This is a genomic window from Acerihabitans arboris, from assembly GCF_010131535.1.
In the GTDB taxonomy this organism is placed as follows: Bacteria; Pseudomonadota; Gammaproteobacteria; order Enterobacterales; family Enterobacteriaceae; genus Acerihabitans; species Acerihabitans arboris.
On sequence record NZ_WUBS01000012.1, the window covers coordinates 186,594 to 210,973 of the forward strand.

28 protein-coding genes are annotated in these 24,380 nt (G+C 57.1%); 20 read left to right on the top strand and 8 right to left on the bottom strand.

All coding sequences use genetic code 11. The features are described from left to right. Positions 1-89 precede the first annotated feature (89 nt). The 3 genes from ppiA to GRH90_RS17305 all read left to right on the top strand — a co-directional run bounded on the left by ppiA (position 90) and on the right by GRH90_RS17305 (position 1,620). Positions 90-659 carry a peptidylprolyl isomerase A gene (ppiA, locus tag GRH90_RS17295; RefSeq protein ID WP_162367202.1) on the top strand — a complete coding sequence of 190 codons (570 nt, stop codon included), beginning with the start codon at positions 90-92 and terminating at the stop codon, positions 657-659. Positions 660-860: 201 nt separating this feature from the next. Next, positions 861-1,028 carry a FicA/YhfG family antitoxin gene (gene ficA, locus GRH90_RS17300; RefSeq protein WP_162367203.1) on the top strand — a complete coding sequence of 56 codons (168 nt, stop codon included), beginning with the start codon at positions 861-863 and terminating at the stop codon, positions 1,026-1,028. Then, positions 1,018-1,620: a putative adenosine monophosphate-protein transferase Fic gene (locus tag GRH90_RS17305; protein ID WP_162367204.1), complete on the top strand. Its 603-nt coding sequence runs from the start codon at positions 1,018-1,020 to the stop codon at positions 1,618-1,620. Before ficA ends, GRH90_RS17305 begins: the two co-directional genes overlap by 11 nt. A 19-nt stretch (positions 1,621-1,639) precedes the next feature. Here GRH90_RS17305 and GRH90_RS17310 read toward each other — a convergent pair whose 3' ends face one another. Together GRH90_RS17310 and GRH90_RS17315 are read right to left on the bottom strand one after the other, a co-directional pair. Beyond that, positions 1,640-2,023: a DUF427 domain-containing protein gene (locus GRH90_RS17310; RefSeq protein WP_162367205.1), complete on the bottom strand. Its 384-nt coding sequence runs from the start codon at positions 2,021-2,023 to the stop codon at positions 1,640-1,642. 239 nt (positions 2,024-2,262) lie between these two features. Then, positions 2,263-4,032: an ABCB family ABC transporter ATP-binding protein/permease gene (locus GRH90_RS17315; RefSeq protein ID WP_162367206.1), complete on the bottom strand. Its 1,770-nt coding sequence runs from the start codon at positions 4,030-4,032 to the stop codon at positions 2,263-2,265. Positions 4,033-4,239: 207 nt separating this feature from the next. On the opposite strand from GRH90_RS17315, the gene GRH90_RS17320 reads away from it, so the two are divergent. Both GRH90_RS17320 and argD read left to right on the top strand, forming a co-directional pair. Continuing rightward, positions 4,240-4,815 carry an aminodeoxychorismate synthase component II gene (locus GRH90_RS17320; protein WP_162367207.1) on the top strand — a complete coding sequence of 192 codons (576 nt, stop codon included), beginning with the start codon at positions 4,240-4,242 and terminating at the stop codon, positions 4,813-4,815. Positions 4,816-4,974: 159 nt separating this feature from the next. Further along, positions 4,975-6,201 carry a bifunctional acetylornithine/succinyldiaminopimelate transaminase gene (gene argD, locus GRH90_RS17325; RefSeq protein WP_162367208.1) on the top strand — a complete coding sequence of 409 codons (1,227 nt, stop codon included), beginning with the start codon at positions 4,975-4,977 and terminating at the stop codon, positions 6,199-6,201. Here the strand turns inward: argD and GRH90_RS17330 are convergent. Continuing rightward, the gene (locus GRH90_RS17330) at positions 6,198-8,270 is read right to left on the bottom strand and encodes a YccS/YhfK family putative transporter (RefSeq protein WP_162367209.1); all 2,073 of its coding nucleotides are present in this window, start codon (positions 8,268-8,270) and stop codon (positions 6,198-6,200) included. The genes argD and GRH90_RS17330 overlap by 4 nt on opposite strands. Before the next feature lie 53 nt (positions 8,271-8,323). After that, positions 8,324-8,956 carry a cAMP-activated global transcriptional regulator CRP gene (crp, locus tag GRH90_RS17335; RefSeq protein WP_034895576.1) on the bottom strand — a complete coding sequence of 211 codons (633 nt, stop codon included), beginning with the start codon at positions 8,954-8,956 and terminating at the stop codon, positions 8,324-8,326. A 315-nt stretch (positions 8,957-9,271) separates the two neighbouring features. On the opposite strand from crp, the gene GRH90_RS17340 reads away from it, so the two are divergent. Beyond that, positions 9,272-9,703, top strand: coding sequence for an OsmC family protein (locus GRH90_RS17340; RefSeq protein ID WP_162367210.1), 432 nt, complete (start codon positions 9,272-9,274; stop codon positions 9,701-9,703). A 39-nt stretch (positions 9,704-9,742) separates the two neighbouring features. Here the strand turns inward: GRH90_RS17340 and GRH90_RS17345 are convergent, their stop codons facing one another. Next, complete coding sequence (locus GRH90_RS17345; RefSeq protein ID WP_162367211.1) at positions 9,743-10,612, bottom strand: phosphoribulokinase; 870 nt, start codon at positions 10,610-10,612, stop codon at positions 9,743-9,745. 104 nt (positions 10,613-10,716) lie between these two features. Further along, a complete protein-coding gene (locus GRH90_RS17350; RefSeq protein WP_162367212.1) occupies positions 10,717-10,959 on the bottom strand; it encodes a YheU family protein in 243 nt (80 codons plus the stop codon). 122 nt (positions 10,960-11,081) lie between these two features. On the opposite strand from GRH90_RS17350, the gene GRH90_RS17355 reads away from it, so the two are divergent. Further along, positions 11,082-11,684, top strand: a complete 603-nt coding sequence (locus GRH90_RS17355) for a LysE family translocator (protein WP_162367213.1) — start codon at positions 11,082-11,084, stop codon at positions 11,682-11,684. A 7-nt stretch (positions 11,685-11,691) separates the two neighbouring features. Here the strand turns inward: GRH90_RS17355 and GRH90_RS17360 are convergent, their stop codons facing one another. Next, a complete protein-coding gene (locus GRH90_RS17360; protein ID WP_162367214.1) occupies positions 11,692-13,617 on the bottom strand; it encodes an ABC transporter ATP-binding protein in 1,926 nt (641 codons plus the stop codon). Positions 13,618-13,749: 132 nt separating this feature from the next. Between GRH90_RS17360 and kefG the strand changes: the two genes are divergently transcribed. The 4 genes from kefG to slyD all read left to right on the top strand — a co-directional run bounded on the left by kefG (position 13,750) and on the right by slyD (position 17,013). Next, positions 13,750-14,310 carry a glutathione-regulated potassium-efflux system ancillary protein KefG gene (gene kefG, locus GRH90_RS17365; RefSeq protein WP_162367235.1) on the top strand — a complete coding sequence of 187 codons (561 nt, stop codon included), beginning with the start codon at positions 13,750-13,752 and terminating at the stop codon, positions 14,308-14,310. Continuing rightward, entirely contained in the window at positions 14,303-16,150 is a 1,848-nt protein-coding gene (gene kefB / locus GRH90_RS17370) for a glutathione-regulated potassium-efflux system protein KefB (RefSeq protein ID WP_162367215.1), read from the top strand. Before kefG ends, kefB begins: the two co-directional genes overlap by 8 nt. Next, positions 16,134-16,337: a YheV family putative zinc ribbon protein gene (locus GRH90_RS17375; RefSeq protein ID WP_162367216.1), complete on the top strand. Its 204-nt coding sequence runs from the start codon at positions 16,134-16,136 to the stop codon at positions 16,335-16,337. Before kefB ends, GRH90_RS17375 begins: the two co-directional genes overlap by 17 nt. A gap of 94 nt (positions 16,338-16,431) precedes the next feature. Beyond that, positions 16,432-17,013: a peptidylprolyl isomerase gene (slyD, locus tag GRH90_RS17380; RefSeq protein WP_162367217.1), complete on the top strand. Its 582-nt coding sequence runs from the start codon at positions 16,432-16,434 to the stop codon at positions 17,011-17,013. Between the two features lie 242 nt (positions 17,014-17,255). Here the strand turns inward: slyD and GRH90_RS17385 are convergent, their stop codons facing one another. Then, positions 17,256-17,474 (bottom strand): protein SlyX, encoded by a 219-nt coding sequence (locus GRH90_RS17385; RefSeq protein ID WP_162367218.1) that lies wholly within the window; start codon positions 17,472-17,474, stop codon positions 17,256-17,258. 328 nt (positions 17,475-17,802) lie between these two features. On the opposite strand from GRH90_RS17385, the gene fkpA reads away from it, so the two are divergent. The 9 genes from fkpA to GRH90_RS17430 all read left to right on the top strand — a co-directional run. Further along, a complete protein-coding gene (gene fkpA / locus GRH90_RS17390) occupies positions 17,803-18,672 on the top strand; it encodes an FKBP-type peptidyl-prolyl cis-trans isomerase (RefSeq protein WP_162367219.1) in 870 nt (289 codons plus the stop codon). Between the two features lie 280 nt (positions 18,673-18,952). Beyond that, the gene (locus GRH90_RS17395) at positions 18,953-19,675 is read left to right on the top strand and encodes a helix-turn-helix transcriptional regulator (protein ID WP_162367220.1); all 723 of its coding nucleotides are present in this window, start codon (positions 18,953-18,955) and stop codon (positions 19,673-19,675) included. A gap of 2 nt (positions 19,676-19,677) precedes the next feature. Next, on the top strand, positions 19,678-20,034 hold the full coding sequence (gene tusD, locus GRH90_RS17400; protein ID WP_281352778.1) for a sulfurtransferase complex subunit TusD: 357 nt from the start codon (positions 19,678-19,680) through the stop codon (positions 20,032-20,034). 9 nt (positions 20,035-20,043) lie between these two features. Next, on the top strand, positions 20,044-20,403 hold the full coding sequence (tusC, locus tag GRH90_RS17405; protein WP_162367221.1) for a sulfurtransferase complex subunit TusC: 360 nt from the start codon (positions 20,044-20,046) through the stop codon (positions 20,401-20,403). Positions 20,404-20,417: 14 nt separating this feature from the next. Further along, a complete protein-coding gene (tusB, locus tag GRH90_RS17410; protein ID WP_162367222.1) occupies positions 20,418-20,705 on the top strand; it encodes a sulfurtransferase complex subunit TusB in 288 nt (95 codons plus the stop codon). Positions 20,706-20,962: 257 nt separating this feature from the next. Continuing rightward, the gene (rpsL, locus tag GRH90_RS17415; protein ID WP_162367223.1) at positions 20,963-21,337 is read left to right on the top strand and encodes a 30S ribosomal protein S12; all 375 of its coding nucleotides are present in this window, start codon (positions 20,963-20,965) and stop codon (positions 21,335-21,337) included. A gap of 95 nt (positions 21,338-21,432) precedes the next feature. Next, entirely contained in the window at positions 21,433-21,903 is a 471-nt protein-coding gene (gene rpsG, locus GRH90_RS17420; protein ID WP_011412093.1) for a 30S ribosomal protein S7, read from the top strand. Between the two features lie 96 nt (positions 21,904-21,999). Next, positions 22,000-24,108 carry an elongation factor G gene (fusA, locus tag GRH90_RS17425; protein ID WP_162367224.1) on the top strand — a complete coding sequence of 703 codons (2,109 nt, stop codon included), beginning with the start codon at positions 22,000-22,002 and terminating at the stop codon, positions 24,106-24,108. 71 nt (positions 24,109-24,179) lie between these two features. Next, a partial coding sequence (locus GRH90_RS17430) for a GTP-binding protein (RefSeq protein ID WP_246236242.1) occupies positions 24,180-24,380 on the top strand: 201 nt, incomplete at its 3' end.

The following is a 24,380-nucleotide window of genomic DNA, read 5'->3' on the forward strand; positions in this document are numbered from 1 at the left end:
AAAAAAAGGTAAATGGGTAGCGTAAGCGCGGTCCGCTCTTTAGAATCAAAGCCCTTCCTGTTGCCCATGTTTTAAAAAAGGAACCCCTCATGCTGAAACGAAACCTGGCCACCGCCGCGCTGGTTTTATCCCTGGCCGCCGCCTGCCCGCTATTTGCCGCCGCGCAGGACACCCATGTACTGCTGACCACTTCGGCGGGGAATATTGAGCTGGAGCTGGATAATCAAAAAGCGCCGGTAGCGGTGAAAAACTTTGTCGATTATGTGAACAACGGCTTTTACAACAACACTATCTTCCATCGCGTCATCCCCGGTTTTATGGTCCAGGGCGGCGGTTTTAACCAGGATCTGACGCAAAAAACCACCCAGGCGCCGATAAAAAACGAAGCGGATAACGGCCTGCGCAACCTGCGCGGCACCGTGGCCATGGCGCGCACCAACGATAAAGACAGCGCCACCAGCCAGTTCTTTATTAACGTTGCCGATAATGCGTTTCTCGATCACGGCCAGCGTGATTTCGGCTATGCGGTATTCGGTAAAGTGGTCAATGGCATGGACGTGGCCGATAAAATTGCCCAGGTGCCGACCAAGAACGTTGGGCCTTACCAGAATGTGCCGGTGAAGCCGGTGACTATCCTGTCCGCCAAGATCGTGAAGTAACAGGAAACGGCGCGGTAATATCAGTTATCAACCACGGGTGCGGTCACATCCCGCCGCCCGCTGGACGGGAAAGTCCGTCGCGGCCTTTCTTCGACGGACTCTTCCCGTCTCTCGCCAATCCCGCCCCGCTTCCCCTGCGAACCCGCGAATGCCGGTTATACTTCATGTTATTACCTCAAGGTCGCAGCCAGGAGGCATGACATGAAAAAAATGACTGAAAAACAAAAGGCGCGGTTATTCCAGCAACGCCGGAATGAAAATTTCCGGGCCAGCAACCGTCTGGAAGGTTTTACCATCGAACCGGTTACCCTGACGGCGCAAGAGGCCTTGCAGCGCATAGGCGAGCTCAGGAGACACTATGAACGATAAATTCGGCGATGGACGCGATCCCTATCTTTACCCCGGCATCCCGGTATTGGCCAATAAGCTGAATATTCATGAGTCCGCCGGATTACGCGAGGCTGAACTGGCCCTGACCGGCCTGCGCGCCGCCACCCTGGAGCTGGGCACGCCCAATATGGGGCTGCCGTGGTTATGCGCTATTCATCGCCAGCTGTTCCAGGATCTTTATGCCTGGGCCGGGCAACTGCGCACGGTGGATATTTATCAAAACGAGACCCGTTATTGTCATTTTGCCTACCTGGAAAAGGAGGGCAACGCGGTTATGCAGCGGTTAGAGGACGAAGACTATCTGCGCGGGCTGACCCTGGACGAGATTGTGCCGCGCCTGGCGCAATATTATGCCGATATCAACATGCTGCACCCATTCCGTGAAGGCAATGGACGGGCGCAGCGGATCTTCTTTGAGCAGCTGATTATCCATGCGGGTTACGATGTGAGCTGGCAACCCGTCGGGCGGGAGGAATGGCTTGCCGCCAACCAGGCCGGCGCCTTCGGCGACCCCGATCCCCTGGCCGCGCTTTTTGCCCGCGCGGTCGGCGAAGCTTCCGAGCCGGAGTAAGCGCCCGCGGCCCGGCGGCTTAACGCGCGGAACGCACTTCGATGCCGTCGACGCGATCGGGATAAAACGCCACATAATCCTTGATGGCGGCGACGGACTCATAAGGCGACTCATAGCTCCAAACGGCGTTGACCGAGCGCGGCCCGCCGGGGGTAATGCTGTAATACGCGCAATCGCCCTTATACGGACAGTAGGTGGCATGGTCGGTCTTTTGTAGAAGTGACATATCCACATCGGCGCGCGGGATATAATGCACCGGAGGATAATCCGCCTCGCGCAGGGTCAGCGACCTGTCGGTGTCGGCGACGGTACGGCCGGCGACGGACACCAGGATGCGCGCCGGGTTTGGCTCAATGGCTATCGGATGATCGGGGCCGGGGATTTTAACGGTTTTTGCGCTCATGACGGCGTTACCTCCGTGCGTTATGGTGGCGTCCGGGAGATCCACCTGAATAAAACGCGGCGGCGCCCGGATCAAAACAGCCTGGGGCTGGCCAAGGCTTAAATCTTAGCCTACGCCTTTGCCGATGTAACGTATAGCCAACGGTGCTTTATACCGTTTTCTGTTTCAGCCGGTATTAACCCGCCATGCCGGCGTCGAACCGGTGTTAATAGCACCGTCCATGCGGCGTCCGGCGCGCCTTAGTCAACCGTTTGTTCCTCGCGGCGCTGATGCCGCCACATCGCCGCGTAGCGTCCGTCTTGCGCCAGCAGTTCACCATGGCGGCCGCGTTCGGCAATGGCCCCGTCCTCCAGTACGATAATTTGGTCGGCGTCAACGATGGTGGACAGCCGATGGGCGATGATAAGGGTAGTGTGGTCGCGGCTCACTTCGCTTAAATGCGCCTGGATCTCGCGTTCGGTCTGGGTATCCAGGGCGCTGGTGGCTTCGTCGTACACCAGGATGGCGGGGTTTTTCAGCACCGTGCGGGCGATGGCCACCCGCTGCTTTTCACCGCCGGAAAGTTTTAGTCCCCGTTCGCCGACGCGGGTCTCGTAGCCGTCGGGCAGGCTCTTGATAAAATCATGAATATGCGCCAACCGGGCGGCCCGCTCGATGTCTTCATCAGTGGCGGCGGTGTTGCCGTAACCGATATTGTAACGCAGGGTATCGTTAAACAGCACGGTATCCTGCGGCACGATGCCGATGGCCCGGTGCAAACTCTCCTGGGAGACGCCGCGGATATCCTGACCGTCGACGGTTATCACGCCTTCGCTGACGTCATAAAAACGAAACAGCAGCCTTGAGAGCGTGGATTTGCCGGCGCCCGACGCGCCCACCACCGCCACGGTCTTGCCCGCCGGGATAGTGAAACTGATATTATCCAGTATCGGACGGCGCGCGTCATACCCAAAACCCACGCCCTCAAAGCTCACTTCCCCATGGGCAACGCGCAGCGTCGTGGCGCCGGGACGATCTTCCACCTCTCTCGCAAGCGACAGCAGGTCGAACATATTATCCATATCAATCAGCGCCTGGCGGATTTCCGAATAGATAAAGCCAAAAAAATTCAGCGGCTGGTAGAGCTGCAACAGGTAGGCGTTAACCAGTACGAAGTCGCCCATGGTCATGGCGCCCTGGGTAATCCCCCGCGCCGCCATGGCCATCATCACCACCAGCCCTATGGAAATCACCGCCGTCTGGCCGATGCTCAGCACCGTAAAGCTGATCTGGTTTTTTATCGCCGCATGTTCATATAGCCGGCGTGAGCTGTCAAAGCGCTGGGCTTCGAATTCTTCGTTGCCGAAGTATTTCACGGTCTCGTAATTGAGCAGGCTGTCGAGCGATTTATTATTGGCGTCGGCGTTGGCCTGGTTCAATTCACGCCGGAAACGGGTGCGCCAGCCCACCGCCGTAATGGTGAACAGGATATAGGCGCCGACGGTCGCCACGATCGCCACCGCAAACCAGACGTTCAACAGCCGCCACATAATGACGGCCACCAGGCTGATTTCGAATAAAATCGGCACGATGGAGAACAGCACGCGCGACAGCACCGTCGATACCGCCTGGGTGCCCCGTTCAATGGACAGGGACAGCCCGCCGGTGCGGCGCTCCAGGTGGAAACGCAGGCTCAGCGCGTGCAGCTGGCGGAAAACCCGCAGGCCCAGCCGCCGCGTGGCGTTTTGGCTGACATAGATAAACATCACGTTGCGCAGCTCATCAAATAACGACGCGCAGACCCGCGCCAGGCCGTAGATCAGGATCAGGCCGACGGGGACCGCCAGCATCTGCGCCTGGCCGCCGCCAAGCTTATCGACCATGGATTTATAGGCCAGCGGCACCAGCGATGTGCTGACCTTGGCCACGATCATAAACAGCAGCGCCACCACCAGATAATAACGTAGCTTCGGGTTATCCCTGGGCCATAGGTAAGGCAGCAGTATTTTCAGCGGCTTAATACGAGGCATGGGTTGGTTTTTTTATCCCTGACGGTGTGACACTATGGACGTTACCGCTGTTAGCGGGTATCCGGTAAATATCACACAGGTTTAAACGACCTGTCCAGGCAAAGGAAAATATCCCCGCGCCGCGCTATAGCGCATAAAGGGTACTTATTGGATTTCATGAGTCCTGTTATTTAACAAAAATTCATTAATCAGTGGGATATATCGGCGATGTTGCTGCTTATCGATAACTATGACTCCTTTACCTACAACCTGTATCAATATTTCTGCGAGCTGGGCGCGCAGGTAGAGGTATGGCGTCACGACCGGTTGCAGCTGGCGGATATCGAGCGCATGGCCCCCGATCGGCTGGTGATCTCCCCCGGCCCCGGCACCCCTGACGACGCGGGCATTTCGCTGGCGGCCATCCATCATTTTGCCGGTAAAATACCGATCCTGGGCGTATGCCTTGGCCATCAGGCGATAGCGCAGGCCTGCGGCGCGCGTATCGTGCGCGCGGCACAGGTGATGCACGGCAAAACCTCCGCCATTACCCATGACGGACGGGGCGTTTTTGCCGGCCTGGACGTGCCGTTGACCGTCACCCGCTATCATTCGCTGGTGGTTGAGCGCGCCAGCGTGCCGGATTGCCTGGAGGTGACCGCCTGGAGCCTGCGCGACGGAGCCTACGATGAAATCATGGGCATCCGTCATCGAACCTTGCCCCTTGAAGGTGTACAGTTTCATCCTGAAAGCGTGCTCAGCGAGCAGGGCCACCAACTGCTGGCCAACTTTCTCAAGTATTAACCGGGCGGCCAGTTGATATACACTCAACCGGCAAGGCCGCTGGCTCCGGCATTTTTTTTCAGGTTAGCAGTGATAAAAGGTTGCATTGATGTGATTTTTTATGCATATTTTATGATTATAAAATCACTTCTTCTCTTGTTACGGACCGAGTAATTACACATGAAAACAGATAATAGCGCAGTAACGCGGGAAACCTTTGATCAGGTTATTCTGCCGGTTTATGCACCGGCGCAGTTTATCCCGGTCAGGGGCAAGGGCAGTCGGGTATGGGACCAGGACGGTAAAGAGTATATCGATTTCTCCGGCGGCATTGCCGTCACCGCGCTGGGGCATTGTCACCCGGCGCTGGTCGCGGCGCTGAAGCAGCAGGGCGAGACCCTGTGGCATACCAGCAACGTGTTTACCAACGAGCCGGCACTGCGCCTGGCGCGCAAGCTGATTAACGCCACCTTTGCCGATCGGGTGTTTTTCGCCAATTCAGGCGGCGAGGCCAATGAAGCGGCCTTTAAACTGGCGCGTCATTACGCCATTACCCGCCACAGCCCGTATAAAACCAAGATTATCGCCTTTCATAACGCGTTTCACGGCCGCACGCTGTTTACCGTAACGGTGGGCGGGCAGCCGAAATACTCCGATGGCTTCGGGCCGAAACCGGCGGATATCGTCCATGTGCCTTTTAACGATCTGGCGGCGGTCAAGGCGGTAATGGACGATCATACCTGCGCCGTCGTGGTGGAGCCGATCCAGGGCGAGGGCGGTATTACGCCGGCCACGCCGGAATTCCTGCAAGGCCTGCGCGATCTGTGCGACCAGCACCAGGCGCTGCTGGTAATGGACGAAGTCCAGTGCGGCATGGGGCGCACCGGCAAGCTGTTCACCTACATGCACTACGGCGTCTTACCCGACATCCTGACCACCGCCAAGGCGCTCGGCGGGGGCTTCCCGGTAAGCGCCATGCTGACCACCGAGGACATCGCCTCGGTGATGAAGGTGGGTACCCACGGCACCACCTATGGCGGTAATCCGCTGGCTTGCGCGGTGGCCGAGGCGGCGCTGGATGTGATCAACCAGCCGGCGGTACTGGCGGGCATCAACGAACGGCACGAACGTTATGTCAGCGCGCTTCAGGCGATTAACGACAAATACCAGGTATTCACCGAGGTGCGCGGCATGGGCCTGCTGATAGGCGCCGAACTGCAGCCGCGTTTCCACGGCCGGGCGCGGGAGTTCTTGCATGCCAGCGCCGAACATGGCCTGATGATCCTGAACGCCGGTCCGGACGTGGTGCGTTTCGCGCCGTCGCTGGTGGTGGAATTCGAGGATATCGACCAAGGCATGGCCCGGTTTGAACAGGCGGTGGCGCAGGTGATCGCCGCCAAACCCTAATCGCTTAACCGACGCGACAGCCAGCGGCCGTGCTGCGGCCGCTGGCGCCAGGCCACCGACGAAATGGTATGCATGACTCCCAGATGGAATAATATACGCCGCAGATGGCGCTCCATCAGGGTGCCGGGCAGCTCCGGCGTTTCGCCGGCGGAGTCCATCACCGGGCTGTCGGAGCTTGGTCCGTCATATTCCAACCGCTGTTGGCAGCGCTGCAAAGCCACTTCGCAAGAGGCCAGGTAATCCCGCGCCAGCGTCGGCGTTAGCATGTAATGATCCCGCGCCAGGATAGTCATGGCGTTGATATGCTCGACGATAAACTGACTGTGCGTCACCCACAAACGCATATCTGTCAGGTAGCGCGAGTTAAACGCCGGTTCCCGCATCGCCTGGCTTAACGAGGTAAACAACGCGTTATGCCCCTGGTTAACCTTCATGCGCGCATAGGCCAGCGCCGCTGGCTCGGGTTTCGGTTGCAGCAGTAGCCGCAGCGCCTCCTGATCCCGCTCCAGCGCCAGATGGGCATTTTTACGCAGCAGACCGCTTTGCCACTGCGGCCACAGCCACAGCATGCCGCCAAATGCCAGCATACAGCCGATCAGCGTATCCACCAGTCGGGGCACCAGGAAGTGCGCGCCGTTCAGCGACAGCAACTGCAGCGTATACACCGCGGTCACCGTCATGCCGGTCATCGCCAGGCCATAATTTTTACGCAACACCAGATAGGACGCCAGCGTCAGCGCCAGCATGCACAGCAATACCGTGCCGTCGCCCAGCCTCAGCTGTAGCGTGCCGGCGGCAATCGCCAGCCCGGCCAATGTGCCCAAGGCCCGGTGCTGGATACGCACCCGGGTGGCGTTGTAGCCGTTCTGGCTGACAAACATCACCGTCATCAAAATCCAGTAAGGCTTGGGTAAATCCAGCACCAGTCCCAGGCTGCTGCCGATGGCCAGCATAATGCCCAGCCTGGCCGCGTTGCGCAGCGCCATGGATTTAAAGGAACAATAGCTGACCAGCGCATGCCAGAACGACAGTCGCTGCTGGTTGTCGGCCATCAGGTCGCGGCGGTAAAGCGGGCGCTGGGTGCGCAGCAGCCTGGCGATGCGGCTGAAATGGTAATAGCAAAAGTGGCCGACCGGATTCTCCGGATGACGCTGGGCAATTTTTTCCAGCGCCGAGAGCGCGGTAGCCATGGTAAAGCGCCCCGGCTGCCGGTGATAGAGGATATCATCCGCCAGCACCCGCAGCCGCGCGGCAATCATCAGGGCGTTATAGCGGATGACCGCCTCGGCGTGGCTTTGTTCCACCAGCTTCTGCACCTCGTCCGGCTGGTGCAAACTGACGGCAATATGCTCCTGCAAATCCAGCGCCACCTGGAAGGCGCGCAGCAGGCGTTTGTACTGCAACTGGTTGTTGGCCGAAAGCATATGCAACTGCTGGTAAACCTGCGCAATCAGATCGATTACCGTTTGCTGGCGGGCAAACAGCGGCGGCAGGGCGGTTTCCGGGTCGGTGTGCTGCGTCAGCAGGCTGTATTTCGCCTCGATATAATCCGCCAGTTCCCGGTACAGCAGGCTTAGCGATTCGCGCATCGGCTGTTCCTTCCACAGCCGGAACCACAGGGCGTTAAACAATCCGTACCAGGCGGTGCCGGCGATATACAGCAGCGGCGGAACGGCGGGCGGCACATTGCCGGCCAGGCCAAGGGTAAAAATGGCGGCGATAAGCGCGGCCGGCAGCAGACGACCGTGCAACGGGCTGATTTCGCCGGCGATGCCGAACAGCAGCGCCAGGCCGAACATAATAAAGGGCAGCGGCACCGGTACGGTCAACAGCACCTGGATCAACACGCTGCTGAGGGCGAACAGCAGGCCGCCGACCGCCAGGCGTTTAAAAAACCGTTTATGCAGCGTGTCGAGGCCGGCGATATTGCAGCAGGCGGGAACTAACGAAAACAGCAGACCGTCCTGCAGGCTGCCGAATAACAGCCCGACCGCCGCCGGCAGGCACAATACGATGGTTTGCCGCAGGGCATAATTAACTTCGGGGTGGTAGATTAACCGACGCCACATACCGTCAGCGAAAAAAGCGTGGCGCTGGGCACCACGCCTGCGTAACGGGGCTATCAGCGCGTGCCGTAAACGACAATGGTTTTACCGTGCGCGGATATGAGGTTCTGATCTTCGAGCATTTTAAGGATACGTCCCACCGTTTCCCGGGAACAGCCTACAATCTGGCCGATCTCCTGACGGGTAATCTTGATCTGCATGCCGTCGGGATGGGTCATGGCGTCGGGTTGTTTTGCCAGGTTCAATAGGGTTTGCGCTATGCGCCCGGTGACGTCCAGGAACGCCAGGTTGCCGACTTTTTCAGAGGTCACCTGTAAACGGCTGGCCATCTGCGCCGACAGGCGCATCAGGATATCCGGATTAACCTGAATCAGCTGCCGGAATTTTTTATACGAAATCTCGGCGACTTCACAGGCGGTCTTCGCCCGTACCCAGGCACTGCGTTCCTGACCTTCCTCGAATAGGCCGAGCTCGCCGATGAAATCCCCCTGGTTAAGATAGGAGAGGATCATCTCTTTGCCTTCCTCATCTTTAATCAGCACCGCAACGGCGCCTTTGACGATGTAGTAAAGCGTTTCAGCCTTTTCACCCTGATGTATAAGCGTACTCTTCGATGGATACTTATGAATATGGCAATGAGACAGGAACCATTCGAGAGTCGGGTCTGTTTGCGGTTTGCCGAGAACCATTCGCTGTTATCCTCTTTTGTCATCGCTGTCCCTGGTTCGGGACATCGTATTCCCTGTTACGGCGCTTGAATTATTCACTCTGACTCCGCGTTTAAACGGAGCGACGCAAGGGAACTTATTAGGGTCTGGTATAGATGTTCCGATCGAGCTCTTGCCCTTTCATTATCAATGAGGCCGATCCAGCCTTGTTTTTAGCATAGGTTTGAAGCAGTGTCTTCTGTTGTCTTGCATCAGCATGAAGTATGTTCAGTAACATTGCCAGTTTTCCCACAAAAATGTAGTCTGCTGGAAAGCTTTTCACCAGGAGTCATCATAATGCAGGCACGGGTAAAATGGGTAGAAGGGTTGTCTTTCATGGGCGAATCCGCTTCCGGCCACCAGGTTTTGATGGATGGAAACGCCGGGGAAAAAGCGCCCAGCCCAATGGAAATGGTGCTGATGTCGGTCGGCGGCTGCAGCGCCATCGACGTGGTATCGATATTGCAAAAGGCGCGACAGGACGTGCGGGACTGCGAAGTCAAACTGACGTCCGAACGCCGCGACGAGGCGCCGCGCCTGTTTACCCATATCAATCTGCATTTTATCGTGACCGGTTCAGGCCTGACCGACAAGGCGGTCGAACGGGCGGTGACGCTGTCAGCGGAAAAATATTGCTCCGTCTCGCTGATGCTCGGCGCCTCGGTAAAGATGACCCACAGCTTTGAAGTGCGCGACGAACGCCACGCCCCGGCAGCTTCAGCCAGTTAACACCCTGCTCAAACCCGGCGTGTTAAAGGAAGAGCGCGCCTACTTTATCTCTTTGCCTTCAAGCAACTGCTGCACCAGCGGCCCCATAATCAGCTCCATCGCCAGCCCCATTTTCCCCCCCGGCACCACCAGCGTATTGATATTGGAAATAAAGGAACCTTGCAGCATCGCCAGCAGATAGGGCAGGTCAATATGCGCCAGGCTACGGAAATGAATAACGACAAAACTTTCGTCAAGCGAGGGAATCGCCTTGGCGGCAAAAGGATTCGACGTGTCGACGGTAGGCACCCGCTGGAAGTTGATATGGGTGCGGGAAAACTGCGGGGTGATGTAGTTAATGTAATCCTCCATCGAACGCACCACCGAATCCATCACCGCTTCGCGCGAATGGCCGCGCTCGCCGGTATCGCGCACCAGCTTCTGAATCCACTCCAGGTTGACGATGGGCACGACCCCCACCAGCAAATCCACATGCTTCGCCACGTCCTGGCTATCGGTCACCACGCCGCCGTGCAGCCCCTCGTAGAACAGCACGTCCGTCGGCTCCGGCAGCGGCTGCCATGGGGTAAAGGTGCCTGGGATTTGGTTATACGGCACCGCCTCGTCATAGGTATGCAGATACTTACGCGACTGGCCGCGACCGGTTTCGCCATACTGGCGGAACGTGTGCTCCAGCAGGCCGAAATCGTTGGCTTCCGGGCCGAAGTAGCTGATGTGCCGCCCCAGATCCCGCGCCTTACGGATCGCCATGTCCATTTCCGGCCGGGTAAAGTGGTGAAAACTATCACCTTCCAGCTCGGCGGCATGGATATTCAACTGCTGGAAAATTTTACGAAACGCCAGGCTGGTGGTGGTGGTGCCCGCACCGCTGGAGCCGGTAACAGCAATAATGGGGTGTTTTGTCGACATGGTAACCCTACGCTTGGTTGGAGTGCGGCGTGAAGAATGTGCGCCCGGCATCAAGGCCCAGGATGAGTGTTAGCATATTTAGCGACGCGGGGCCAGGGGCTTGGCTAATCGCCCGGCGAGTGGTCCGTCTGGGCGTGAAACTGGCTGCGGGGCATGATATTGATATTTTCATGCAGTTCCGACCAGACTACCACCGCTTCGCCGCTGTTCAACTGACGTTTTACATCCTCGACCTTTTGCGCCAGGGACTTTTCCTGCTCGCCGTAATCGGTGCCTTCACGTAATACAAAGGATTCAATCAGGTTATAGAGTGTTTCAGGATCGATTTGTTCCCATGGAATAATCACGATGTTTTGTCCCGATAGTCAATAAATCAAGGTGTTGAGGAAATTTCACCTGTTATGCCTTGTGCATCCCGGTCCGCGCTGGTAGCTTCATACGCGTTATTATACCGGGGAGCCGCCGAAACGTGGAATTAAGTCTTTTTCTGTCAATGCTGGGGTTTCTCTGGGTAGCCGCCATTACGCCCGGTCCCAATAATATGCTGCTCACCGCCTCGGGCGCCAATTTTGGCTTCTGGCGCTCGATGCCGCTGATGCTCGGCATCATGCTCGGCATGCAATGCATGCTGCTGCTGGTGGCCTTCGGCATCGGCAGCCTGATTACCCTTTACCCATCACTGCATTTTATGCTGAAAGTGGCGGGCAGCCTGTACCTGCTGTGGCTGGCCTGGAAAATTGCCTCCGCCGCCTACGAAAAACTGGAAACCGGCGCGCCGCCGCCCAAGCCCATCCCTTTCTACCAGGGTGGCCTGCTGCAGTTCCTCAACCCCAAGGCCTGGCTGATGGCGCTGGGGGCGGTGGCCAGCTTCAGCCTGGGCGGTAGCGCCTATCTGACCTCGGTCGGCGCCATCAGCATCGGCATCGGCAGCGTCAATATTGTCTCGGGCGTTATCTGGCTGGGGTTCGGCACCCTGATCGGCCGGCTGCTGCGCAGCAAACGCGCCTGGACGACCTTTAACGTCGCCATGGGCCTGCTGACGGCAGCCTGCGTATTGCTGATCTGGCGCTAACGCGCGTTTACTCCGCTTCGAACGCCCGGGTCAGGGTTTCCAGCTGTTCCTGCGCGTCCAGCCACGCCATTTCCGCCTCTTCCAGCTGTGATTTTACCCTGGCCTGCTGTTGCAGGCTTTGGGCCAGATCCCCTTTGCGGCTAATAGCGTAGAGCCCCGGATCGGCCAGCCCGGCTTCAATATTAGCCAGCTCCGCGCCCAGGGTTTCCATTTGCTGCTCGTAACGGGTAATGGCCTTGCGCAGCGGCTGCGTTTGGTTACGAAAGTCCGCCTCGCGCCGCTTCTGGCCTTTCCTGGCCTGGGCGTTGTTGGCCTGCGGCGCCGGATTCTCCGTATCGCCGCCATCCTGCGCCGTCGCCTGGCGCTGTTGTTCCACCAGCCACTGCTGGTAATCCTCCACGTCGCCGTCAAACGACTCGACCCGGCCGTCATGCACCAGGTAAAACTCGTCGGTGGTGGAGCGCAGCAAATGCCGGTCGTGGGATACCACCACCAGCGCGCCGTCAAAATCAATCAGCGCCTCGGTCAGCGCCTGGCGCATATCGAGATCCAGATGGTTGGTCGGTTCATCGAGCAGCAGCAGGTTGGGCCGCTGCCAGACAATCAGCGCCAACACCAGCCGCGCCTTCTCGCCGCCGGAAAAACGCGCGGTCGGCTCGGTCACCTTATCGCCGCGAAAGCCAAACCCCCCCAGGTAGTCGCGCAGCGCCTGCTCATACTCCTGCGGCGCCAGGCGGCTCATATGCTGTAACGGCGATTCGTCGGCGCGCAGGAATTCCAGTTGATGCTGGGCGAAATAACCCAGCTTGATGCCTTTTGCCAAACCGATGGCGCCGGACTGCGGCTCGAGGGTGCCGGCCAGCAGCTTGATCAGGGTCGATTTACCGGCGCCGTTACGCCCGAGCAGGCCGATGCGCGAACCGGGCACCAGGTTAAGCTTTATGGAGTTGAGAATGGTGCGGTCGCCATACCCGGCGCTGACTTTCTCCATGCTGAGCAGGGGGCTGGGCAGGCTTTCCGGATTACGGAACGTGAACTGGAACGGGTTATCCACATGGGCCGGGGCAATCAGTTCCATACGCTCGAGCATCTTGATGCGGCTTTGCGCCTGCTTGGCCTTGGTGGCCTGGGCGCGGAAGCGGTCGATATAATGCTGCAAATGGGCTACTTTTTCCTGTTGATGCTGGAACAGCGACTGCTGCTGCGCCAGTTTGGTCACCCGCTGTTGCTCAAACGACGAATAGTTGCCGGTATATTCGTTTAACGTCTGCTGTTCAATATGCAGGATTTTATTTACGATAGGATCCAGGAAGTCCCGGTCATGGGAAATTAAAATCAACGTACCACTATAATTTTTCAGCCATTTTTCAAGCCAGATTACCGCATCCAGGTCCAGATGATTGGTGGGTTCATCGAGCAACAGCAAATCGGAGCGGCAAATCAACGCCTGCGCCAGGTTAAGGCGCATGCGCCAGCCGCCGGAAAAATCACGTACCGGCTGTTGCAGCTGATCCTGGCTAAAGCCCAGTCCGTGCAGCAGGCTCGAGGCGCGCGGACGAATGGTCCAGGCCTCGATAACGTCCAGCTTGCCATGCACCGTGGCGATGGCATGGCCGTCGTTTTTTTCGTTGGCGAGCTGGAGTTCGGCCTCCAGGTGACGATATTCACGATCGCCGTCGATAACATACTCCAGCGCCGGCACGTCCAGGGCCGGCGTCTCCTGGTTAACCCAGGCCATGGACCAGTTGGCGGGGAAGGTGACGCTGCCGGCGTCACAGCTGAGTTCATGCTTCAACAATGCCAATAGTGTTGATTTGCCGCAGCCGTTCTTGCCGACCAGCCCGACTTTTTGCCCGGGATTAACCGTGGCGGTGGCGTTATCCAGCAGTACGTTGGTACCGCGGCGAATTTGCAGTGAGGAGAAGACAATCATAAAGCGCCATAGTTTGAGAGTATGTTAAATTGACATTATTGAATGCTATCCAGGATAAAGCATCCTGGTTTCAACTTTGCGAAGCATGGTAGCGGAAAACCCGCGCCCTGACGACGCTTTGGAGGGGAATTGATCGCGCAGCCACCCAAAGTTTTGTTGTTGTACGCCCATCCGGAATCGCAGGATTCGGTTGCCAACCGGATTTTGCTACAGGCGGCATCGTCGCTTGAGCATGTCACGGTACATGATCTTTACGCGTTTTATCCGGATTTTTTTATCGATATTCACCACGAACAGCAATTACTGCGCGAACATCAGGTCATTGTGTTCCAGCACCCGCTTTATACTTACAGCTGCCCGGCGTTATTGAAGGAGTGGCTCGACCGGGTGCTGGCGCGCGGATTCGCCAGCGGTATCGGCGGCGACGCCCTGGCGGGGAAATACTGGCGTTCGGTGATTACCACCGGGGAGCCGGAGGGCGCTTACCTTAACCGGGGTTACAACCGCTATGGCATGGCGGACATTTTGCGCCCCTTCGAACTGACCGCCACCATGTGCCGCATGCACTGGCTGCGCCCTATGGTGATCTATTGGGCCAGACGGCAGGATCCCGTCGTGCTGGCGCGTCATGCCGGTGAATATGCCCAATGGCTGAACGAGCCGCTGAACGAGAGAGGGCAACGCATTGGATAGCAGTCCGTCGTTTTTGACCGCCGTGGTACTGTTTTTGTTTGCGGCCGTCGTCGCGGTGCCGATTGCCCAACGCCTGGGGATCGGCGCGGTGATCGGCTACCTGGCGGCGGGTATCGCCATCGGACCCTGGGGACTGGGTTTTATCCGTGATGTGGATGAAATCCTGCACTTTTCCGAGCTGGGGGTGGTGTTCCTGATGTTTATCATCGGCCTGGAGCTGAACCCGTCGAAATTATGGGAGCTCAGGCGATCGATCTTCGGCGTCGGCGCCGCCCAGCTCCTCTTTACCGCGTTGCTGCTGGGCGGCGCGCTGTACCTGACCCATGCCTCATGGCAATCGGCGCTGATCGGCGGCATAGGCCTTGCCATGTCGTCCACCGCCATTGCGCTGCAGTTAATGCGCGATAAGGGCATGAACCGTAACGAAGGCGGCCAGCTCGGCTTCTCCGTGCTGCTGTTCCAGGACATGGCGGTGATCCCGGCGTTATCCCTGATTCCCATTTTGGCCGGCGGCGGCGAGCCGAGCGACTGGATGAAAATCGGTTTAAAGGTGGCGGCGTTTTTTGTCATGCTGGTGGGCGGGCGTTACCTGCTGCGGCCGCTGTTCCGTTATATCGCCATGGCCAACGTGCGCGAAGTGTTTACCGCCGCGTCATTATTACTGGTGCTGGGCGCGGCGCTGTTTATGGATTTGCTCGGTTTATCCATGGCGCTGGGCACCTTTATCGCCGGCGTGCTGCTGGCTGAGAGCGAATACCGCCACGAACTGGAAATTGCCATCGAACCGTTCAAGGGGCTGCTGCTCGGGCTGTTTTTTATCTCGGTGGGCATGGCGCTCAATCTCGGCATCCTGTACGTGCATCTGCTCACCGTACTGGCCGGACTGGCGGTCCTGGTGCTGGTCAAGGGCACGGTGCTGTACATCCTGGCGCGGGTGTCCGGCCTGCGCCGCTCGGTGCGGCTGCAGTTCTCCGGCGTGCTTAGCCAGGGTGGTGAATTCGCCTTTGTGCTGTTCTCCGCCGCCGGGGCGCAGAAAATCCTGACGGCCGATCAGCTGGCGCTGCTGCTGGTGACCGTAACGCTGTCGATGATTACCACGCCGTTATTAATGCAGCTCATCGATCTCATCCTGGTCCGACGTTACAATGCCCAGGAAGATAATGATGAAAAACCCTTTGTGGACGATGACGAACCGCAGGTGATCATTGTCGGCTTCGGCCGTTTCGGCCAGGTCATCGGCCGGCTGCTGATGGCCAACAAAATGCGTATTACGGTACTTGAGCGCGATATCAGTGCGGTAAGCCTGATGCGCAGCTATGGTTATAAGGTGTATTACGGCGATGCCACCGAGCTGGAGCTGCTGCGCGCGGCCGGGGCGGAGAAGGCGAAGGCGATCGTGGTTGCCGCCAATACGCCGGAGGACAATATGACCATCGTGCATCTTTGCCAGCAGCATTTTCCGCACCTGAAGATCCTGGCGCGGGCCCGGGGCCGCGTCGAGGCCCACGAGCTGCTGTTGGCCGGGGTGACGCAGTTTTCGCGGGAAACCTTTTCCAGCGCACTTGACCTCGGTCGCAAGGCCTTGCTGGAACTGGGCATGCATCCTCATCAGGCCTATCGCGCGCAGCAGCATTTCCGCCGGCTTGATACCCGTATGCTACGAGAGCTGATGCCGCAGCTGCAGGGGGATGTATCGCAAATTTCCCGCGTCAAGGAAGCGCGGCGCGAGCTGGAGGATATCTTCCAGCGCGAGATGCAGCATGAGCGTCGGCAGTTGAACGGCTGGGAAGATGGCGATCACGACCCGCAAGGAGATAAGCCTCATGACGGCAAAGCGTAAACGTTTTATTGCCGGCGCGGTTTGCCCCGAGTGCCAGGCAAAGGATACCCTGGCGGTTTGGCAGGACCAGGGGGTCGATAATGTCATCTGTGTAAAGTGCGGTTTCACTCAGCGCCAAACCGACCAGGTGGCTGCGGATAAAACGCCGGCGAAGGACCAAATCATCGGTATTTTTCATCCGGAGTAGCGTTATTGCCTCTATTTTTTTAAGCTGAAGGATACATGCGCGTAAATTTTCGTTAGAATCTGCGCCAATTTAGTTTCCAACGGTAGGAGATATCATGAAAGTAGCAAAAGACCTGGTGGTCAGCCTGGCTTACCAGGTACGGACAGAAGATGGCGTGTTGGTCGATGAGTCTCCGGTGAGCGCGCCGTTGGACTATCTGCATGGACATGGTTCATTAATCTCGGGTCTGGAAAATGCCCTGGACGGCCACGATGAGGGCGATAGTTTTGACGTCCATATCGTCGCCGACGATGCCTACGGTCATTATGACGACAACCTGGTGCAACGCGTCCCGAAAGAGGTGTTCATGGGCGTCGAGGAACTTGAGGTCGGGATGCGTTTCCTGGCCGAGACCGATCAGGGACCGGTGCCGGTTGAAATTACCGAAGTCGACGGCGACCATGTGGTGGTGGACGGCAATCATATGCTGGCCGGCCAGGACCTGAACTTCCATGTCGAAGTGCTGGCCATCCGTGAAGCCACGGCTGAAGAGCTTGCCCACGGCCACGTTCACGGTGAGCACGATCATGACCATGAAGGCCATGACCACGGCGATGAGTGCTGCGGCGGCCACGGCCATGACCATGAGCACAAAGGCGGTGGTTGCGGCGGCAATGGCGGCTGCGGTTGCCACTAGATGGTGCCTGCGGGCGGCATGATGGGCAAGATCATCAATACGCCGTAAATACATTCGGTTGCTGCAGGGATACTGCCCGGACGCGCGAATATGGAATATGGCTCACATCATTGTGAGCCACCTTGCTGCGCTGTTGCAATACGCTCCCGGCGTATTGGTCTCTGGCGAATCACGCCTTATTTTTCTTGCCCGCCATGCCCGCAGCCAGCTTCTTAGCGGGTTTCGGGTTTTCCCGCTCCGTTTCAGTAATGCGGCGGCGGCGTCTCTTCCGACTGCGACGCAATGATAGACGTCTGCTGCGTGCGAAGTTTCTCCGACAATAACCGCAGCTGCTCCTGCAGCCTGCCGATATCCCGCTGATGCGCGACCACGGTTTGGTTTAGTTCGTCTATCGTGACCTCCTGGAACGCAAGACGGCCCTCCAGCAAATCAAGTCGTTGTTCCAACTGGGATAACTCCATAGCGTTCTCCTCTCAATACCGATAATCTTGGAATAGGGACGATCGCGTCGGACCGATCTCATACCCGGATTAAGCTGCGACAACAACCCGGCGCCTATTCTACCGGTAAATCACGATAAATGCCCGCCGAAACCCGATTATCCCCCGGCATTAGCGAACCAGGCGTCAATGAAATCGGCAAAAAAGAAACTTCTTGACGTAAAAAAAGTCTTAGAAAGACTCAATTCGTCGGTATAGAGATTGTGTTGGGTTTACGCTCACGGCTATAGTATCGGCTTAACTTAGTTATCGACCTTGGGACAAGATAGCCCAGGCTATGGAGATATGGATGAAATCACTGTTTAAAGTCACGCTGTTGGCCACGACCATGGCGTTTGCCCTCAATGCCGCCCAGGTAATGGCCGCGGATAGCACCGCCTCTGCGGATGCCCCTGCCACGGCTGGCGCCACAGCGACTGCTCCGGCTACTGCTCCGGCCAACGCGACTTCCGACAAATTCAAAAGCAGCGAAGAACAGGCCGCTTACGCCTTAGGCGCCTCACTGGGTCGTTACATGGACAACTCATTGAAGGAGCAGGAAAAACTGGGTATCAAACTGGATAAAGATCAGCTGATCGCCGGCGTCCAGGACGCTTTCGGCAACAAAAGCAAGCTGACCGACGAAGAGATCGAGGCCACTCTCCAGAGCTTCGAAGCGCGCGTTAAAGGCGCGGCACAGGCCAAAATGGAGCAGGAAGCCAAAGACAACGCCGAAAAAGGCGATAAATTCCGTGCCGACTACGCCAAGCAAAAAGGCGTGAAGAAAACGGCGGGCGGCGTCCTGTACAAAGTTGAAAAACCAGGTACCGGCAAAGCGCCGACCAACAGCGACACGGTGGTGGTCAACTATAAGGGAACGCTGGCCGACGGTACTGAATTCGATAACTCCTACAAACGTGGCGAGCCGCTGTCATTCCGTCTGGACGGCGTAATCCCAGGCTGGACCGAAGGCCTGAAAGAGATCCGCAAAGGCGGCAAGATCCAATTGGTCATCCCGCCGGAACAGGCTTATGGCAAAACCGGCGTCCCGGGCATCCCCGCCAACTCCACGCTGATTTTCGACGTGGAACTGCTGGATATCAAACCGGCGGCCAAACCGGCTGAAGGCGCTAAACCGGCTGCCGAAGCACCGGCTGGCGCGGCTGAAACCAACAAATAACCGCACTGTCGGCGCCTAAAACGCGTCGTCATCCGTTATCAGGCGGTGGCTGTAAAACGGCCACCGCCTTTTTTTTTGCCGTGCCGGCGGCTATTCCCGGCCTGGTTTGCCGGCGAAAGTGCGTTATATCGTTGCCATGGCCCAATAAGTTGTAAAAATCTGTCCAAACACAAGGACAGCGTTTTAAATCATTTGCTAGACTAGCGACCGGTAAATACAATTTACAGCCGAGTTTGCCCAAGGACCCGGGGTGGCTCGCACTAACGGGTGGTGTCTGCATATGTCTACTTCTCTTCCGACCCCAGAATTCAACGAACTGGATGTTTTGGACGAACGGCCATTCAGCCCGGTTGATCATGAAATACTGGCATCCTATGAAGCCGTGGTGGACGGGCTGGCGATGCTAATCGGCGAACACTGCGAAATCGTATTGCATTCCCTGGAAGATTTGAAAAGCTCCGCCGTGCGTATTGCCAACGGTGAGCACACCGGGCGTAAAATCGGCTCGCCTATATCCGACCTGGCCCTGCGCATGCTGCACGATATGGCGGGCGAGGACAGTAGCGTCTCCAAAGCCTATTTTACCCGCGCCAAAAACGGCGTGCTGATGAAATCGGTCACCATCGCCATTCGCAACCGCGAACAGCGGGTCATCGGTCTGCTGTGCATCAATATGAACCTTGACGTGCCTTTCTCCCAGATCATGCAAACCTTTATTCCGCCGGAAACGCAGGAGAACGCCACGTCGGTCAACTTCGCGTCTTCGGTGGACGACCTGGTGGCGCAAACCCTCGAATTTACCATCGAGGAGGTCAATGCCGATCGCGGCGTGTCCAACAACGCCAAGAACCGCCAGATTGTGCTTAACCTGTATGAAAAAGGCATTTTTGATATCAAGGACGCCATCAATCAGGTAGCGGATCGCCTGAATATCTCCAAGCATACGGTCTATCTGTATATTCGCCAGTTCAAAAGCGGCGATTTCCTGGGCCTGGACCGGTGAGCCTGCGTTATTGCCTGATGGTCAGCGGACCGGCCTATGGCACGCAGCAGGCCAGCAGCGCCCTGCAGTTTGCCCAGGCCTTGCTGGCCGCCGGCCACCGGATTATCAGCGTTTTTTTTTATCAGGACGGCGTCTATAACGCCAATCGTCTTACGTCGCCGGCCGGCGACGAGGTGGATATCGTGCGCGCCTGGCGGCAACTCGGCGCGGATCACCAGGTCCCGCTGGACGTCTGTGTCTCGGCGGCGTTGCGCCGGGGCGTGACCGACGCCGGCAACCTGCAGCCGGGTTTTACCCTGAGCGGCCTGGGCGCGTTGGCGCAAGCCGCGCTTGAGTGCGATCGGTTCATTCAGTTCTAGGGCGCCTTGATGAAACGCATTGCCTTTGTATTTACCCAGGGTCCACACGGCGGCGCGGCCGGACGGGAAGGGCTGGACGCGCTGCTGGCCGCCTCGGCGCTCACCGACGAGATCGGCGTGTTTTTTATTGCCGACGGTGTCCTGCTGCTATTGCCGCAACAGCAACCGGCGCACATCCTGGCGCGGGACTTCATCCCCACCTTCGGCGTGTTGCCGATTTACGAAATCGTGCATTATTATCTCTGCGCGGAGTCCCTGGCCGCGCGCGGCCTGGCCGGCGCCGGCGGCTGGGTGCTCGACGCCGAGGTCCTGCCGGCCGCGCGCTGGCGCGAGCGTTTGTCCACGTTCGACACCATACTGACGTTCTGAGCCGGGAAGCCACCATGCTGTATACCCTTAGCCGTTCCCCGTACGCCCGCGACCTGCCGGCGCTGCTGCTTACCGCCCGGCCGGGTGACGATCTGCTGCTGATGCAGGACGGGGTTATCGCCGGACTGGCGGGGACCTCCGCGCTGGAAAAGCTGCTCGGCTCGCCGCTCGGGCTGTATGCCCTTGACGCCGACATCGCCGCCCGCGGCCTGCTTGCTCATTTTTCGGACAAAATCACCCTTATCAGCTATACTGGGTTTGTCTCTTTGACGGTAAAACACCCGCAACAAATGGCGTGGTAAGCAGGGTTGATACCCTATAGATTTCGAGTTGCGGGAAGGCGGCAAGGGAGAGGATCCCGATGGGCTTGCCCAGGTAGGCGATACGGGTGAGCGAGCGTAGCCAACCCACCTGCAGCGCGAAAGATAACGGGTATTTTGTATATTTCTTGACACCCTCACCCGTCGGCCATAAAATTCTGCGTCCTCGTTCTTTGCCTTGCGGCTTAACGAGGCGATTTATTACGTGTTTACGAAGCAAAAACCAGGAGTTTTATCGAATGGCAACAATTAACCAGCTGGTACGCAAGCCACGCACCATGAAGGTTGCTAAAAGCAACGTTCCGGCGCTGGAAGCATGCCCGCAAAAACGTGGCGTATGTACCCGCGTATATACCACCACCCCGAAAAAACCGAACTCCGCGCTGCGTAAAGTATGCCGTGTTCGTCTGACTAACGGTTTTGAAGTCACCTCCTACATCGGTGGTGAAGGCCATAACCTGCAGGAACACTCCGTGATCCTGATCCGTGGCGGTCGTGTAAAAGACCTTCCCGGTGTGCGTTACCACACCGTTCGCGGTGCGCTCGACTGCTCAGGCGTTAAAGACCGTAAGCAGGGCCGCTCCAAATACGGCGTGAAGAAGCCCAAGTCTTAATGGTTCTCCGTTAAGTAAGGCCAAACATTTATATTATTAATGTCAAAGAACTCATTGAGTTTTGGACAATCCTGAATTAACAACGGAGTTATCCCATGCCACGTCGTCGCGTCATTGGTCAACGTAAAATCCTGCCGGATCCTAAGTTCGGATCTGAGCTGTTGGCAAAATTTGTCAACATCCTGATGGTAGATGGTAAAAAATCTACTGCTGAAGCAATTGTCTATACCGCGCTGGAGACCCTGGCTCAGCGTTCCGGTAAAGGACATCTGGAAGCTTTCGAAGTAGCTCTGGACAACGTGCGCCCGACTGTCGAAGTCAAGTCCCGTCGTGTTGGTGGTTCTACTTATCAGGTGCCAGTAGAAGTTCGTCCGGTCCGTCGTAATGCCCTGGCAATGCGTTGGATCGTAGAAGCTGCTCGTAAACGCGGTGATAAATCTATGGCCCTGCGTCTGGCGAACGAACTTTCCGATGCAGCAGAAAATAAAGGCACTGCTGTTAAGAAACGTGAAGACGTTCACCGTATGGCAGATGCCAATAAGGCGTTCGCCCACTACCGCTGGTAATCACCAGGCTGTAGTCATGCTAACCAGGCGGGCGCGCAAAATGGCTTGCCCGCCTGGGTTAGCTCGAATAGAACGCCCCAGTAATCGAGGATACAAATGGCTCGTATAACACCTATTGCACGTTATCGTAATATCGGTATCAGTGCACACATCGACGCCGGTAAAACCACCACGACCGAACGTATTTTGTTCTACACCGGTGTTAACCATAAAATCGGTGAAGTTCACAACGGCGCGGCCACCATGGACTGGATGGAACAGGAACAAGAGCGCGGGATTACCATTACTTCCGCTGCGACCACCTGTTTCTGGTCCGGCATGGCCAAACAGTTTGATGCCCACCGCATCAACATCATCGACACCCCGGGACACGTTGACTTCACCATCGAAGTAGAACGTTCCATGCGTGTGCTTGATGGCGCGGTCATGGTTTACTGTGCGGTAGGCGGTGTGCAACCACAGTCTGAAACCGTATGGCGCCAGGCGAATAAATATAAAGTTCCGCGCATTGCGTTCGTTAATAAAATGGACCGCATGGGCGCCAACTACCTGCGCGTTGTTGAACAGCTGAAAACTCGTCTGGCCGCTAACCCGGTTCCGATCCAGCTGGCCATCGGTTCGGAAGAAAAATTCACCGGTGTTGTCGACCTGGTGAAGATGAAAGCGATCAACTGGAGCGAAGCTGACCAGGGCGTGACCTTCAATTATGAAGAGATCCCGGCCGAGCTGCAGGAACTGGCGCACAAGTGGCATCAGCACATGGTTGAATCCGCAGCGGAAGCGAACGAAGAGCTGATGGACAAATACCTTGGCGGCGAAGAGCTGACCGAGGAAGAAATCAAGCAAGGTCTGCGTCAACGTGTACTGAACAACGAAATCATCCTGGTAACCTGTGGTTCTGCATTCAAGAACAAAGGCGTACAGGCGATGCTGGATGCGGTTATTGAATACCTGCCGGCACCGACCGACGTTCAGGCTATCAACGGCGTGCTGGAAGACGGCGAGACCCATGCCGAACGTCATTCAAGCGATGACGAGCCTTTCTCGGCGCTGGCATTCAAAATCGCCACCGACCCGTTCGTGGGCAACCTGACCTTCTTCCGCGTTTATTCCGGTGTGGTAAACTCCGGTGATACCGTGCTGAACTCCGTTAAAGACAAACGCGAGCGTTTCGGCCGTATCGTTCAGATGCATGCCAACAAACGTGAAGAAATCAAGGAAGTGCGCGCCGGCGATATCGCCGCGGCAATCGGCTTGAAAGATGTGACCACCGGCGATACGCTGTGCGATCAGAGCAAACCGATTATCCTGGAACGCATGGAGTTCCCGGAACCGGTTATCTCCGTGGCGGTAGAACCGAAAACCAAAGCCGACCAGGAAAAAATGGGTCTGGCTCTGGGCCGTCTGGCGCAGGAAGATCCGTCTTTCCGCGTCTGGACCGATGAAGAGTCTGGTCAGACTATCATTGCCGGTATGGGCGAGCTTCACCTTGAAATCCTCGTTGACCGTATGCGTCGCGAATTCAACGTTGAAGCTAACGTCGGTAAACCACAGGTAGCTTACCGCGAAACTATCCGTAACACCGTTGAACAAGAAGGCAAGTTTGTTCGTCAGTCCGGTGGACGCGGTCAGTTCGGTCACATCTGGTTGCGTATTGAACCGATGGAACCCGGTGGTAAAGGCTACGAATTCCTTAATGAAATCGTCGGCGGCGTGGTTCCCAAGGAATACGTGCCAGCGGTGGATAAAGGCATCCAGGAACAGCTGAAAAGCGGCGTTCTGGCCGGCTATCCGATTGTGGACGTCCGTGTTGCGGCCTTCGATGGTTCATACCACGAAGTCGACTCCTCGGAAATGGCGTTTAAAATTGCCGGTTCCATGGCGTTTAAAGAAGGCTTCATGAAAGCGAAACCAGTTCTGCTGGAACCTATCATGAAAGTCGAAGTTGAAACGCCTGAAGACTACATGGGTGACGTCATCGGTGACTTAAACCGTCGTCGCGGCATGATCGACGGCATGGAAGACACCGCGACCGGCAAAACCGTTCGTGCGCAGGTTCCCTTGTCTGAAATGTTTGGATATGCTACAGATCTGCGTTCACAGACTCAGGGCCGTGCTTCTTACTCCATGGAGTTCCTGAAGTACAATGAAGCACCGAATAACGTTGCTCAGGCCATTATCGAAGCCCGTAAAGCTAATAAATAAGCTTTAGGGTCTACAATTAATATCCCGTGCCCTCTCCAATGGGAGAGGGCATAAGAGTAAGGAATATAGCCGTGTCTAAAGAAAAGTTTCAACGTACAAAACCGCACGTTAACGTCGGCACCATCGGTCACGTCGACCATGGTAAAACTACCCTGACCGCCGCCATCACCACCGTGCTGGCTAAAGCCTACGGCGGCAGCGCCCGCGCTTTTGATCAGATCGACAATGCGCCGGAAGAAAAGGCCCGTGGTATCACCATCAACACCTCTCAC